The sequence below is a fragment of the Nonomuraea sp. B208 genome (assembly GCF_057536035.1).
This window is the reverse complement of the sequence record NZ_BAAJOU010000021.1, coordinates 442,177-455,438: the sequence shown is the minus strand read 5'-3', so window position 1 is coordinate 455,438 and position 13,262 is coordinate 442,177. Positions and strand designations below refer to the sequence as shown.

General features: G+C 73.7%; 12 protein-coding genes. 11 read left to right on the top strand and 1 reads right to left on the bottom strand.

Annotated elements, in window-relative coordinates:
• Positions 1-80: 80 nt before the first annotated feature.
• Genes AC27IY_RS19085 through AC27IY_RS19035 form a run of 11 tightly spaced genes read left to right on the top strand, consistent with a single transcriptional unit; the run spans position 81 to position 12,589 of the window.
• Positions 81-2,609 (top strand): glycoside hydrolase family 9 protein, encoded by a 2,529-nt coding sequence (locus tag AC27IY_RS19085; protein WP_487178726.1) that lies wholly within the window; start codon positions 81-83, stop codon positions 2,607-2,609.
• 60 nt (positions 2,610-2,669) lie between these two features.
• Entirely contained in the window at positions 2,670-2,993 is a 324-nt protein-coding gene (locus AC27IY_RS19080; RefSeq protein ID WP_091081493.1) for a PadR family transcriptional regulator, read from the top strand.
• A complete protein-coding gene (locus AC27IY_RS19075) occupies positions 2,990-3,991 on the top strand; it encodes a hypothetical protein (RefSeq protein ID WP_487178725.1) in 1,002 nt (333 codons plus the stop codon). The genes AC27IY_RS19080 and AC27IY_RS19075 overlap by 4 nt, the downstream gene beginning before the upstream one ends.
• A gap of 34 nt (positions 3,992-4,025) precedes the next feature.
• Positions 4,026-4,931, top strand: a complete 906-nt coding sequence (locus AC27IY_RS19070) for a hypothetical protein (protein ID WP_487178724.1) — start codon at positions 4,026-4,028, stop codon at positions 4,929-4,931.
• Positions 4,932-4,940: 9 nt separating this feature from the next.
• Positions 4,941-6,839 carry a peptidoglycan-binding protein gene (locus AC27IY_RS19065; RefSeq protein ID WP_487178723.1) on the top strand — a complete coding sequence of 633 codons (1,899 nt, stop codon included), beginning with the start codon at positions 4,941-4,943 and terminating at the stop codon, positions 6,837-6,839.
• Positions 6,832-7,521 carry an ABC transporter ATP-binding protein gene (locus AC27IY_RS19060; RefSeq protein ID WP_487178722.1) on the top strand — a complete coding sequence of 230 codons (690 nt, stop codon included), beginning with the start codon at positions 6,832-6,834 and terminating at the stop codon, positions 7,519-7,521. Before AC27IY_RS19065 ends, AC27IY_RS19060 begins: the two co-directional genes overlap by 8 nt.
• Positions 7,521-8,702 (top strand): ABC transporter permease, encoded by a 1,182-nt coding sequence (locus tag AC27IY_RS19055; RefSeq protein ID WP_487178721.1) that lies wholly within the window; start codon positions 7,521-7,523, stop codon positions 8,700-8,702. Before AC27IY_RS19060 ends, AC27IY_RS19055 begins: the two co-directional genes overlap by 1 nt.
• Before the next feature lie 32 nt (positions 8,703-8,734).
• On the top strand, positions 8,735-9,154 hold the full coding sequence (locus AC27IY_RS19050; protein ID WP_423451872.1) for a hypothetical protein: 420 nt from the start codon (positions 8,735-8,737) through the stop codon (positions 9,152-9,154).
• Positions 9,155-9,210: 56 nt separating this feature from the next.
• Positions 9,211-9,840, top strand: coding sequence for a TetR/AcrR family transcriptional regulator (locus AC27IY_RS19045; protein ID WP_487178720.1), 630 nt, complete (start codon positions 9,211-9,213; stop codon positions 9,838-9,840).
• Entirely contained in the window at positions 9,837-11,168 is a 1,332-nt protein-coding gene (locus AC27IY_RS19040; RefSeq protein ID WP_487178719.1) for an MFS transporter, read from the top strand. Before AC27IY_RS19045 ends, AC27IY_RS19040 begins: the two co-directional genes overlap by 4 nt.
• On the top strand, positions 11,165-12,589 hold the full coding sequence (locus AC27IY_RS19035) for a pyridoxal phosphate-dependent decarboxylase family protein (RefSeq protein ID WP_487178718.1): 1,425 nt from the start codon (positions 11,165-11,167) through the stop codon (positions 12,587-12,589). Before AC27IY_RS19040 ends, AC27IY_RS19035 begins: the two co-directional genes overlap by 4 nt.
• A 4-nt stretch (positions 12,590-12,593) precedes the next feature.
• Here AC27IY_RS19035 and AC27IY_RS19030 read toward each other — a convergent pair whose 3' ends face one another.
• Positions 12,594-13,262 carry a hypothetical protein gene (locus AC27IY_RS19030; RefSeq protein WP_487178717.1) on the bottom strand — a complete coding sequence of 223 codons (669 nt, stop codon included), beginning with the start codon at positions 13,260-13,262 and terminating at the stop codon, positions 12,594-12,596.

The following is a 13,262-nucleotide window of genomic DNA, read 5'->3' as shown; positions in this document are numbered from 1 at the left end:
GGTTGGTGCGGGGCCGTTGACGCGGCCCCACCGGCCCTTCAGGATTGGGAGCGCTCCCAACTCCCCCCATAAGGACCTCCATGCCCCGATGCCGGGCCGCCTTACTGGCCCTCCTCACCATGGTCGCCCTGTCCCCCGCGACGTCCGCTCACGCCGCCGACGAGGGACCCGAGCAGATCGTGAACGGCACCTTCGACACCGGCACCGCCCCCTGGTGGAGCACCGGCAACGTGACGCCCGTCGTCCAGGACGGCCGCCTGTGCGCCGACATCCCCGGCGGCACCGCCAACCCCTGGGACGTCATCATCGGCCAGAACGACCTCCCGCTGGTCGAGGGCGAGACGTACGCCTTCGGGTTCTTCGCCACCGCCACCCCGGCCAAGGTCGGCCGCGCCCTGATCCAGCTCCCCGTGGACCCGTGGACGCAGTATCTGTCGGCCGCCCCCGAGATGAGCGTCTCGGGCAACGACTACTCCTACACCTTCACCGCCCCCGTGTCGCTGCCGAACGCGCAGGTGGCGTTCCAGCTGGGCGGCAGCGCCGAGCCCTGGAGGTTCTGCATGGACGACGTGTCGCTGAAGGGCGGCGCGGAACCCGAGGTCTACGAGCCGGACACCGGGCCCCGCGTCCGTGTGAACATGCTCGGCTACCTGCCCTCGGGCCCCAAGAGGGCCACCGTGGTCACCGCCGCCACGGCCGCGCTGGACTGGGAGCTCAAGAACGCCGACAACGAGACCGTCGCCAAGGGCAGGACCACCCCCAGGGGTGTGGACGCCAGCTCCGGCCAGAACGTCCACACGCTCGACTTCGGCTCCTACCGCAAGGCGGGTGAGGGCTACACGATCACCGCCGACGGCGAGACGAGCCGCCCGTTCGACATCGCCGCCGACCTCTACGACCAGCTCCCGACCGACGCGCTGAAGTTCTACTACACCCAGCGCAGCGGCATCGAGATCCTGGGCAGCCTGCGCCCCGGCTACGCCCGCCCGGCCGGCCACCTCGGCGTCGCGCCGAACCAGGGCGACGTGAGCGTCCCCTGCCAGCCCGGCGTCTGCGACTACTCGCTCGACGTCAGAGGCGGCTGGTACGACGCCGGCGACCACGGCAAGTACGTCGTCAACGGCGGCATCTCCGTCCACCAGCTCATGTCCGCCTACGAGCGCGACCGGGCGGCCTTCAAGGACGGCCAGCTCGCGATCCCGGAGAGCGGCAACGGCCGCCCCGACATCCTGGACGAGGCCCGCTGGGAGCAGGAGTTCCTGCTGAGCATGCAGGTGCCGGACGGCAAGCCGCTGGCCGGCATGGCCCACCACAAGATCCACGACCGGGCCTGGACCGGGCTGCCGCTGCTGCCGCACCTCGATCCGCAGCCGCGCGAGCTGCACCCGCCGTCCACGGCCGCGACGCTGAACCTGGCCGCGACGGCGGCGCAGGCGGCCCGGCTGTTCGCGCCGTACGACGCCGCCTTCGCGGCCAGGAACCTGACGGCGGCCCGCAAGGCGTGGGCGGCGGCCAAGGCCGAGCCCGCCAGGTACGCCGACCCGGCCGACGGCACCGGCGGCGGCGCCTACAACGACGCCGACGTCAGCGACGAGTTCTACTGGGCGGCGGCGGAGCTCTACATCACGACCGGCGAGAAGGAGTTCAGGGACTTCGTCCTGGCCTCGCCGCACCACACCGCCGACATCTGGCGCGATCGCGGCTTCGACTGGGGCAACACGGCCCAGCTCGGCCGACTGGACCTGGCGACGGTGCCCAACGCGCTGCCCGACCGGCTTCAGGTGCGGAAGTCGGTGGTCCTGGGGGCCGAGAAGTATCTGGCGATCCAGCGGGCGCACCCGTACGGGCTGCCCTACAACCCGCCGGACTACGACTGGGGCTCCAACAACCTGGTGCTGAACAACCTGGTCGTCCTGGCCACCGCCTACGACCTGACCGGTGAGGAGAAGTACCGCGGCGCCGTCCGCGAGGGCATGGACTACATCCTGGGCCGCAACGCGCTCAACCAGTCGTACGTGACCGGCTACGGCGAGGTCGCCTCGAAGAACCAGCACAGCCGCTGGTACGCCCACCAGCTCGACCCCGCGCTGCCCAACCCGCCGCGCGGCACCCTGGCCGGCGGCCCGAACTCCGCCATCCAGGACCCCGTCGCGCAGCGTCTGCTCCAGGGCTGCAAGCCGCAGTTCTGCTACATCGACCACATCGAGTCGTGGTCGACGAACGAGCTGACCATCAACTGGAACTCCCCGCTGGCCTGGGTCTCGGCGTTCCTGGCCGACAGGGGCGAGCGCGTGGACTGCCGGGTCGTCTACACGGCGCACGGCTCGTGGCCGAGCGGGTTCACCACGCAGGTCGTGATCGAGAACACCGGCAGGCAGGCAGTGGACGGCTGGACCCTGCGCTGGTCGTTCCCGGCCGGTCAGCAGGCAGGGAACGTCTGGGGCGCGACGTTGTCGCAGTCGGGCGCGGTGGTGACGGCCAAGGCGCTGGACTGGAACAGCAAGATCGCGCCCGGACAGCGGGTGACGTTCGGGTTCAACGGCACGAACCCCTCAGGCCCGAACACGGCGCCCGAGGTGTTCCACCTCAACGGGGCACGCTGCCGATAGATCGTGAGGGATCCCCTGGGCGCGTTGCGGACGCTCCGTTGAACGGAATAATGTCGCCCCATGCCCAGGGGAACCTCTGAAGTCAGCGAGCCGATGTACTTCGTGCTCACGGCCCTGCGTGCGGGCCCGCTGCACGGACACGCCATCAGCAAATCGATCAAGGAGCTGTCGCGCGGGCGGGTCCAGCCGTCCGTCGGCACGCTCTACGGCATCCTGGAGCGGCTCAACGAGCGGGGCGTGATCGCCGTGGACCGCGAGGAGACGGTCAACGGCCGCAACCGGCGCTACTTCAGGATCACCGACGAGGGCCAGGCGCTGGTGGAGGCCGAGGCCAGGCGGATGCAGGAGGCGGCCGCCCTGGTCCTGCGCCCGTCCGGCGCATGACGGCGCCGACCGGCCCCGCCCTGGACGACCCCGCCTCGGACGACCCTGCCTTGGACGCCCCCGCCCCGGACGACCCCGCCTCGGACGACCCCGCCTCGGACGACCCCGCCGCCCCGAGCCCGCTCGAACGGCGTTACCGCAGGCTGCTGCTGGCCTACCCGCGCCCGTACCGGCGGGCGCACGGCGACGAGCTGCTGGACGTGCTGCTGGAGGACGCGGCGCCCGGCAGGCGGATGCCCGTGCTCAGGGAGGCGTGGGGCCTGCTGACGGGCGGCGTGCGCAGCCGCATCACGCACCAGGCGACCGGCAGCGCCTGGGAGGACGGCCTGCACCTGGGCGTCACGGCCGTCGCGGCGGTGAACCTGGCCGCGCTGCTCCCGTACGCGGGCGAGCTGCCGTTATGGACGCTGCTGTCGGCGGCGGCGCTGCTGGCGATCCTGCGCGGACGGCTGCGTACGGCCTTCGCGCTCACGCTGCTCACCGGCGCGAAGGCGGTCGCGCTCGCCTCGGGCCGGCAGTGGTTCGACGTGACCGTGCTGCCCGTCTACCCGGACGCGCTCTCCGATCGGGCCCTGTTCCAGGACAGCGATCCGTTCCTGGTGGCCGGCGGTTACGCGATCGTGCTGATCGGCCTGGTGGTGCTGGTGGCGCTGCGCCGGCCGGTACGGGCCAGGTCGTGGTGGTGGTGGGCGGCGGTCGTGCCGGCCGCGTGGGCGGGGCCCGCGTGGATGGCGGAAGGGACGGAGCACCCGATCAGCCTGAGCAGGATGGCCGTCGAGGCGGTGGCTCTCGGGCTCGCGGTGACGGGCGGCTACCTGGCGCGCGACCACCGGTGGGCCATGGCGTCGGCGATCTACCTGCTCGTGGCCCTCGGCGAGCTGGCCTTCCACGCCCAGGACCTCGGCAGGCAGCACCTGGCCTACGCGGGCATCCTCGTCCTGCTCACGGTGGCGGCCGTGTTCGTGCCGCTGCGGCAGCGAAGGCACTGTCTGGATTGACCATACTTCGTTTAACGGAGTATGGTCTCGTCCCATGCTCAAGAGATCCCGTCTGGCCCTTGCCATGTCCGTCGCGGCGACCGTCCTCTGCGGCTGCGGGGGCGCCGCCGAGGGCCCGGCCGCCGCCCCGGGCACGACCGCCCCGAGCACGGCGGTCCAGGACAAGAAGCGTCAGTTCGAAGCGGCCAAGGCCGATTGCATGAAGCAGAAGGGCTTCACGTACGTGCCGTACGTGAAGCCGGAGAAGCAGGAGAGCGACCAGGAGCGCAAGCTCGCCTCCGGCGACTACGAGGCGATGCGGACCTACCGCGAGAAGTACGGGTTCGGGGTCTTCGCCCAGCACGTCTACCCCAAGGAACTGAACGCCCCTGAGCACATGGGCGGAGAGCCCGTCCAGGACCCGAACATCAAGATCATGACCGCCCTCTCGCCCTCCCAGGGGGAGGCCTACCAGCAGGCCAGGGACGCCTGCGTCGCCGTGGCGGGCAAGCAGGCCCTCGGCCTGACCCTGAAGTCGAGCATCGACTACTACGGCCAGATCGCCAAGGCCCACAAGCGGGCCAAGGCGGCCGAGCTCGACGGCGACCAGGACCTGGTGAGCCTGGCCGGCTCCATGGCCACCTGCCTCAAGGGCAAGGGCTACACCGTCAGCGACACCAAGCCGACCGCCGTGGCCGGGCGCGGCGAGCTCACGTTCATGGAGCAGCAGAGCAAGCTGGGCCGCAAGCAGCAGGGCGACCAGCCCGGCCCGCCGAAGATGACGAAGGACACCAAGCAGATCCAGATGCCGACGCTCACCCCCGAGGAGGCGAAGCCGTACCTCACCAAGGAGATCAAGGCGGCCCTCGACGACCTGGAGTGCGGCAAGGACTTCTACGCGGCCTACCTGCCCAAGGAGACCGCGGTCCAGCGGCAGGTCAACGAGCAGTTCGCCTTCTGACCGGCGCTCATGAGATCCCCACGCAGGCTCCTCGCCGGCGTCGTGGCCGGCGTGGTCGTCGTCGCGGGCGCCGGCTGGGCGGTCGGCGCCCGGCTGCGCTCCCCCGCCGATGAGGCGGCCCGCCGCGCCGCGCCCGCCGCCTCGCTCGTCACCGCCGCCGTGGAGCGCCGCAAGCTGGTCAGCACGGTCGTGCTCAGCGGCATGCTGGAGTACGGCTCCCCGCTGCCGGTCACCCTGGCCGGGGTGGTCGGTGGCGGCGCCGAGCTGCAGCGGGCCACCCGCGCGCCGCGCAAGGGGCGGCTCAGGGAGGGCGCTGTGCTGATGGAGGTCAACGGCCGCCCGGTGTTCGCCCTGCGCGGCGCGGTGCCGATGCACCGCACGATCGCCCCCGGCGGCAAGGGGGACGACGTCCGGCAACTGCAGCGGGCCCTGCGCAGGCTCGGGCACCGCGCGCCCGCGTCGGGCGTGTTCGACCGGGCCACGATCGCGGCCGTGACCCGCATGTACGCCAAGAAGGGGTACGAGGCCCAGCAGCCGACGCTGACCGAGCGGCAGACGTACGAGTCGCTGCGCAAGGCCGTGCGGACCGCCAGGGAGACCCTGGCGACCGAGCGGCAGGCCCTGGACCGGGGGCGTGACGTGCTGCCGCTGAAGGTCCGGCTGGACAACGCGGAGAAGGACCTGAAAGCGGCGCGCGCCGCGCTGGCCGAGGCCGAGTCCGGCGGGCTCACCCCCGCCGACGAGGCCGACCTGGCGGCGGCGGACGCGGCCGTCCGCGCGGCCCGCGAACGCCTCCTCGAAGCCGAACAGGCCCTCCGCCAGGCCATCTCCCAACCGACCTCGGACCCGGCGACCCGGCAGGCGGTCGGGCAGGCCGCCGGCCAGACGACCTGGCGGGCCGCCGACCAGACCACCCGGCAGGCCGCTGGGCAGGCGGCCGGCCAGACGACCCGGCAGGCCGCCGGGCAGGCGGCCCAGCCGACGGCCGGAGGCACGGCCACCCCCCAGCCGACCTCCTCCCAGCCGCCCCCCTCCCAACCCGCCACCCCCCGCCCGACCGCCACCGTCGACACGAGCCTCCTGGAGCTGAAGGTGGCCAACGCCAGGGCGGACCTGGCGGCCGCGCAGCAGGCCCGTGACCTGGTGCTGCGCAAGGCCGAGGAGGCCGGCAAGGCCAGGCTCGCGGAGCTGCGCAAAGCGGTCAGGACCGCGAAGGAGGCGGTGGTGACCGCCGAGCAGGCGCTGCGCCAGGCCAGGCAGCTCTCCCCGGCCCGGATGAAGGTGGCCGGCGCCAGGGCGGACGTGGCCGCCGCCGAGGAGATGCTGGCCGAGTACGCCCGCACCTACGGCGTGTCGATCCCGCCGGGCGAGGTGGTGTTCCTGCCGAACCTGCCCGCCCGCGTCCAGAAGGTCGCGGCGAAGCCGGGCCGCCCGGTCGAGGGCGAGGTGGCGACGGTGACCAGCTCGGCGTTCGCGGTGACCGGTTCGGTCGAGGCCGCGGAGGCGGAGCTGCTGCGGCCCGGCATGAAGGCCACCGTCGAGCTGGACTCGGGCCGGACGTACCAGGCCAGGCTGAGCGCGGTCGGCGAGAAGGCCGGGCGGCCCGGCGGGGAGGAGCCGCCCGAGGGCTCCCGGGCCGTCCTGCTCACGCCGAGCGGGCGCGCGGGCCTGCGGGCGGGCGTCGCGGTGACCGTGCGGGTGACGGTGGGCGCGACCGAGGAGCCGGTGCTGGTCGTCCCGGTGGCCGCGGTGATCACCTCGGCGGACGGCAGGGCCCGGGTGCGGGTCGAGTACGCCACGGACCGGACCAGGGACGTCGAGGTGCGCACGGGCCTGACCGCCGACGGGAACGTCGAGGTCAGCGGTGCGCTCAAGGAGGGCGAGCGGGTGGTGGTGAGCGGTGGCTGAGCGAGGGACGCCGCCGCCCGTCGTCGAGCTGGTGAAGGTCTCCAGGGAGTATCCCGCCGCGCCGCCGGTCCGCGCGCTGCGCGAGGTGTCGCTGCGCGTGGAGCGGGGCGAGCACCTGGCGATCGTCGGCCCGTCGGGCTCCGGCAAGTCCACGCTGCTGAACGTGGTCGGGCTGCTGGACCGCCCGACGTCCGGCGGCTATCGCCTGGACGGCGTGGAGACCACGACGCTCAGGGACGGGGCCAGGACCCGGCTGCGCGGCGACCGGATCGGCTTCGTCTTCCAGTCCTTCCACCTGCTCCCGCACCGCAGCGTGCTGGAGAACGTGATGCTCGCCGAGGTCTACGGCACCCAGCCGCGCAAAGGCAGGCGGGAGCGGGCACTCGCGGCGCTGGACCGGGTGGGCCTCGGCCACCGGACGGGGTTCGCGCCGGACCGGCTGTCCGGCGGCGAGCGCCAGCGCGCCGCCATCGCCAGGGCCCTCCTCGGCGGCCCGTCGCTGCTGCTGTGCGACGAGCCCACCGGCAACCTGGACAGCCGCAACACCGAGGCGGTGCTCGACCTGTTCGGCGAGCTGCGGGAGCAGGGCCTGACGATCGTGGTCATCACGCACGAGCCGGAGGTCAGCGAGCGGGCCGGGCGCCGGGTGCGGATCACCGACGGCGTGCTGGTGGAGGAGTGATGCACGTACGCGACCTGGCCGGCGAGGCCGTCGCCGGGCTGCTGGCCAGGCCGGTGCGCACGGCGCTGACCACGCTCGGCACCGTGCTCGGCATCACCACGCTGGTCGTCACGCTGGGCGTGGCCGCCACGGCGGGCAACCAGATCGTCGGCCGCTTCGACGCACTGGCCGCCACGGCCATCACGGTGGAGGTGCCGGAGTCCACGACGGGGAAGCCGGTGGTGGCCTGGGACGCCGTGGACCGGCTGACCCGGCTGCGCGGCGTGGAGTCGGCGGCCGCCGTGGCCGACGCGGAGGAGGGCGCGAACGTGTCCGTACGCTCCAACGTCCTCGTGGACCCCGCCCGGGTCACCACGCACGCCCTGACCGTGCTGGCCGCCACGACCGGCCTGCCCGGGGCCGCGCGCGGCCGGATGACGCAGGGCCGCTTCTACGACGAGGGGCACGTCCGGCGCGGCGACCGGGTGGCCGTGATCGGCGAGGAGGCGGCCAGGATGCTCGGGATCACCCGGCTCGACCGGGCGCCGGCGATCTTCGTGGGCGGGCACGCGTACACGGTGCTCGGGGTCCTCGGCGACCTGCGGCGGGAGCGGAACCTGAGCGCGGCCGTGATCCTGCCGCCGACCGTGGGGCGGCGGTTCGGGCTGCGTGAGGTCACCAGGGTGCTGGTCAACACGAGCCTGGGCGCGACGGACCTGATCGCCCGCCAGGCCCCGGTGGCGCTCAGCCCCGGCGCCGGCGACCTGCTGCAGGTGATCGCCCCACCCAGCCCCGCCAGGGCCAGGGACGCGGCGCGGGACGACGCCGACGCGCTCTTCCTGATCCTCGGCCTGGTCTCGCTCGTCGTGGGCGCGCTCGGCATCGCGAACGTCACGCTCGTCACCGTGATGGAGCGCGTCCAGGAGATCGGCCTGCGCCGGGCGCTCGGTGCGGCCAGGCGGCACGTCGCCGCCCAGTTCCTGCTGGAGTCCACGCTGATCGGGCTGGCGGGCGGCGTGATCGGCGCGAGCCTGGGCGTGGTCGCGATCGTCGCGGTCTCGGCCGTCCAACGGTGGACGCCGCTGCTGGACGTGCGGCTGGCGATCGCCGCGCCGGTCGCGGGGGCGCTGGTGGGGCTGCTGGCCGGGCTGCATCCGGCGTGGCGCGCGGCCAGGATGGAGCCCGTGGACGCGTTGCGGTGAACCCGATCGGCCCGCCGGCACGTCATAGGGGCATGAGGATCTGGCGCATCGCGCTCACGCCGTTGCTGGTGCCGGCTCTGGTCGCCGTACCGGCCGTTCCGGTGGCCGCCGCCGTCCAGCGGAAGGTGCTGGTGGACTACCGGAGGCAGGGCGGGTTCGCGGGTTTCGACGACCATGTGATCGTCTACCGGGACGGCTGTGTGCGGCTGAGCCGCCGTACCGGGCCGACCGTGGACAAGTGCCTCACGGGCAAGGAGGAGCGCAGGCTCCGTACGGCGCTGAAGAGCCTGCGCGTCGGCCGCTCGGAGCCGGCCCCGCGGGGCGCGGACTTCCTCAAGTACACCCTCGCCCACCAGGGACACCGCGCGACCCGCTACACGCTCCCGAAGAGCTGGCAGCCGGTGGTGAAGCAGCTCGACGCGGCCATGACGAAGTACTGGGCGCCGGACTGATCCCGGCCTCCATCAAGTGATTGACCGGCGGGGCGTGGTGGAACTATGTTCGGCGCATGACACCAGCGGACGGCGGTCAGGTCGCCCTGATCGTCAAGGTCGCCACGCAGCTCTTCGCGGCCCTCGGCTACGACGGCACCTCCACCCGCCAGATCGCCGAGGCCGCCGGACTCAACATCGCCACCGTCAACTACCACGTCGGCGGCAAGCGCGAGCTCTACCTCGCGGTCATGGAACGCTCCCACCTCGCCGAGCGGACCGCCCTCGATCAGGCGCTGGCCCGGCTCACCGGCACCGACCCCGTCGTCGCGATCCACCGGCTCATGGACGACTACCTCGACTTCTGCGTCGACAACCCCGAGATCCCCGCGCTGTGGATGCACCGCTGGCTCTCCGACGCCAGCGACATCACCGAGCTGGAACGCGAGTACGTCCAGCCGCTGATCGCGAACGTCGGCGCGGCGCTGCTCCCGGCCCGCGAGGCGGGCGTCATCGCCGCGGGCGTGGACCTCGAATACACGATCTGGTCCGCGATCTGGTCCATCCACGGCTTCGCCAAGGGCGGCGTGCTGGACGCCGAGGGCCGCCGGCGCGGCGCGGGCGACCGGGCGGCGCTGCGGCGCTTCCGCGCCCACCTGCACCAGAGCCTGCACCGCACGCTCGGCCTCCCCGGCGACGCCCCATGACCCTTCCCGGAGGCGTCGTCGAACGCCCGCTCGGCCGCGGCCGGCTGCTCGGCTACGGCGTCGGCTCGATCGGCACCGGCGTCTTCTCCGCCGTCCCCGGCCTGCTGCTGCTCTACTACCTGACCGACATGCTGGGCGTCCCCGCCGCGGTGGCGGGCGTCGTGCTCGTCGCGCCCAAGATCTGGGACGTGCTGCTCAACCCGCTCGTCGGCGCGGCCAGCGACCGCGAGGCCGTACGCACGGGCCGCCGCACCCGGCTGCTCGCGATCGGCGCGGCGGCGCTGCCTGTGACGTTCGCGCTCATGTTCGCCGTGCCAGGAGGTGTGCCCGGGGCGCTCTGGTCGGGGGCCGCGTTCCTGCTGGCGGCGACCGCGTTCGCCTGCTTCCAGGTGCCGTACGTGGCCCTGCCCGCCGAGATGGCGGGCACCCAGAGCGCGCGGACCCGCATCATGTCCTGGCGGGTGGTGTGCCTGACCGTCGGCATCCTCGTCGCGGGCGGCCTGGCCCCGGCCGTGGTGGACCTGGCGGGCGGCGGCCGGGGCGGCTACGCGGTCATGGGCGTCGTCATCGGCGCGCTCATGGCGGCGGCGCTGGTCGCCGCGACGCTGGGCACCCGCTGGGTGCCGTCGCGGCCGGGGCCGCGCCCGCTCGGGCCGGTGGCCGCCTTCCGGCTGGCGCGCGGCAACCGGCCGTTCTTCGTGCTGCTGGCCGCGTTCGTAACGCAGGCGCTGGCGGTGGCGGTGATGCTGGCCGGGGCGCCGTACGTGGCGTCGTACCGGCTGGGCGACTACGGACTGACGTCGGTGATGTTCGTCTGCCTGGTCGGGCCCAGCATGCTCGCGGTGCCCGGATGGGCGTGGCTGGCCCGGCGGCACGGCGCGGTGCGCTGCTACCTCGCCGCCTCGGCCGGGTTCTGCGCGGTCGCGGTCGCGCTGATCCCCGCCATCGCCGTAGGCGGGCTGATCGTCACGCTGGCGCTGACCGCGCTCGCGGGCGTCTGCTACGCGGCCCTGCAACTGCTGCCGCTGTCGCTGCTGCCGGACACCGTGCACGCCGACGCCGCCCGCACCGGGCAGGCGCAGTCGGGCGCGTTCACCGGCCTGTGGACGGCGGGCGAGACCGCGGGGCTGGCGCTCGGCCCGGGGCTGTTCGCGCTGGTGCTGACGCTCTCGGGGTTCGTCTCGGCGCCCACCGGATCGCCCGTCGCGCAGGAGCCCGTGGCCCTGACCGGCCTGCTGCTCGGGTTCACCGCGCTGCCCGCCCTGCTCATGTTGATCAGTCTGCCGTTCGTGGCCCGGTACGGCCGCCTCGCGAAGGAGCCCGCGTGAACCTCCCCCCGACCGGACGCGCCACCGCCGACCTGCTGGCCGAGCTCGCCCGGCTCAAGGCGGACGACCTGCCGGTGCGCGGCGGCCAGGTGACCGCCTACGTGTACGACACCGGCCGCGCCGAGGTCAACGACGCGGCGGCGCGGGCGTACTTCGAGATGCTGGAGGTCAACTGCCTGGACCCGACCGCCTTCCCCAGCATCGTCGAGATGGAGCGCCAGGTCGTCGGCGCGGTCGCGGACGAGCTGGGCGGCGGCCACGGCGTCTTCACCAGCGGCGGCACCGAGTCGATCATGCTGGCCGTGAAGGCGGCCCGCGACCACGCCGGTCGGGAGCGGCCCAACCTGGTGGTGCCCGTCACCGCCCATCCCGCCTTCCACAAGGCCGCCCACTACCTCGGCGTCGAGGTGGTCGCCGTGCCTGTGGACCTGGAGACCTACCGGGTGCGGCCGGCGGACGTCGCCGCCGCCATGACCGAGGACACGGTCCTCGTCGTCGTCTCCGCGCCGTCCTACCCGCAGGGCGTCATCGATCCGGTCGAGGAGGTGGCCGCCGTCGCCGCGGCGGCCGGGGTGCCGTGCCACGTGGACGCGTGCGTCGGCGGCTGGCTGCTGCCGTGGCTGCGCGCGGCCGGGGCCGAGATCCCGCCGTTCGACCTGTCGGTGCCGGGCGTCACGTCGCTCTCCTGCGACCTGCACAAGTTCGGCTACGCGCCCAAGGGCGCCTCGGTCGTGCTGTTCGCCGACCCCGCGATGCGGCGCAGGGCGTACTTCGCCTCGGCGGCCTGGCCCGGCTACACGATCATCAACGCGACCGTCCAGAGCTCCCGGTCGGCCGGGCCGCTCGGCGGCGCGTGGGCCACCCTCCAGGCGCTCGGCCGCGAGGGGTACGTCGAGCTGGGCCGCGCCACCCTGGAGGCGGCCAGGCGGCTGCGCGAGGGCATCGCGCAGATCCCCGGGCTGCGTCCGCTGGGCGAGCCCGAGTCGTCTCTCGTGGCCTTCGCCGGCGACGGGGTGGACGTGTTCGTGCTGGCCGACGAGGCCCGTGCACGGGGCTGGTTCCTGCAGCCGCAGCTCTCGTACGCGGGCATCCCGGCCAACCTGCACATCACCGTCACCGGCGTGACGCTGGCCGGGGTGGACGCCATGCTCAAGGTGATCGCCGAGTCGGCCGCGGCCGCCCGCGAGCGCGGCCCCGTCGAGCTGCCGGACGGCCTGGTCGAGCTGGTGGCCGGGCTGGACCTCGACGCGCTCGACGACGCCTCCTTCGCCGAGCTGGCCGCCTCGGTCGGCGCGGACCTGCGGCCGGGCGCCGGCCGGCCCGAGATGGCCGTGGTCAACACCGTGCTGGACGCCCTGCCCGCGAGCAGCCGCGAGGCCGTGCTGGTGCGCTTCCTGTCGGTCCTCTACGGCACGGGCTGACGGGTCACTGGAGGTCGTCGAGCTGCTCCAGGGCGAACGAGCGGATCTCCTCGTCCTCGGCGGTGGCCGCGTGCGCGAGGAGGTTGGTGTCCTCCTCGTCGGACAGCCGGGCGGCCGCCGCCGCGGCGAACATCCGGGCCGTGCGGTCGCCGCCCTCCAGCCGGGCGACGACCTCGCGCGGGTCGATCTCCTCGGTGTCGAGGCGTACCAGCCACTCGGCCAGCTCCTTGAGCTCGGCGTCCTCCAGGGCCTCCGCCCCGGCCGCGAGCTGCTCGGTCCCGGCCTCGGCCAGGAAGGAGAGGACCTTCCAGCGCACGGCGTCGTCACCGTCGCGGACCAGGGCGAGCGCCCTGGCGGCGAGCGGGCCGTCGGCGTCCCCCGCGTTCAGCACGGTCTCGACCGCGAAGAAGCGCACCTGGCGGAGCGGGCTGGCGAGCAGGGCGGGCAGCTCGTCGGCCAGCGGCGCGGCGAGCTCGCCCAGCTCCGACAGCAGCCAGGCGCCCGTGCGCACGACCTTCTCCGCGTCGCTGCGCAGCAGCCGGCGCAGGTTGTCCACCGGGTAGCCGGCGAACACCTCCTCCAGCAGGTCGTTGGCCGCAGCGCCGAGGACGTCGTCGTCGTCGGCGTGGGCGAGGACGCGTGCGATCAGGTCGTCACCTGTCTGGGTGTGCAT

Excerpts from the sequence above, each read along its gene's own strand:
- AC27IY_RS19050 (WP_423451872.1), top strand. The coding sequence starts at position 8,735 with ATGAGGATCTGGCGCATCGCGCTCACGCCGTTGCTGGTGCCGGCTCTG.
- AC27IY_RS19045 (WP_487178720.1), top strand. The coding sequence starts at position 9,211 with ATGACACCAGCGGACGGCGGTCAGGTCGCCCTGATCGTCAAGGTCGCC.
- AC27IY_RS19070 (WP_487178724.1), top strand. The coding sequence starts at position 4,026 with ATGCTCAAGAGATCCCGTCTGGCCCTTGCCATGTCCGTCGCGGCGACC.
- AC27IY_RS19080 (WP_091081493.1), top strand. The coding sequence starts at position 2,670 with ATGCCCAGGGGAACCTCTGAAGTCAGCGAGCCGATGTACTTCGTGCTC.
- AC27IY_RS19040 (WP_487178719.1), top strand. The coding sequence starts at position 9,837 with ATGACCCTTCCCGGAGGCGTCGTCGAACGCCCGCTCGGCCGCGGCCGG.
- AC27IY_RS19055 (WP_487178721.1), top strand. The coding sequence starts at position 7,521 with ATGCACGTACGCGACCTGGCCGGCGAGGCCGTCGCCGGGCTGCTGGCC.
- AC27IY_RS19085 (WP_487178726.1), top strand. The coding sequence starts at position 81 with ATGCCCCGATGCCGGGCCGCCTTACTGGCCCTCCTCACCATGGTCGCC.
- AC27IY_RS19065 (WP_487178723.1), top strand. The coding sequence starts at position 4,941 with ATGAGATCCCCACGCAGGCTCCTCGCCGGCGTCGTGGCCGGCGTGGTC.
- AC27IY_RS19075 (WP_487178725.1), top strand. The coding sequence starts at position 2,990 with ATGACGGCGCCGACCGGCCCCGCCCTGGACGACCCCGCCTCGGACGAC.
- AC27IY_RS19030 (WP_487178717.1), bottom strand. The coding sequence starts at position 13,262 with ATGCACACCCAGACAGGTGACGACCTGATCGCACGCGTCCTCGCCCAC.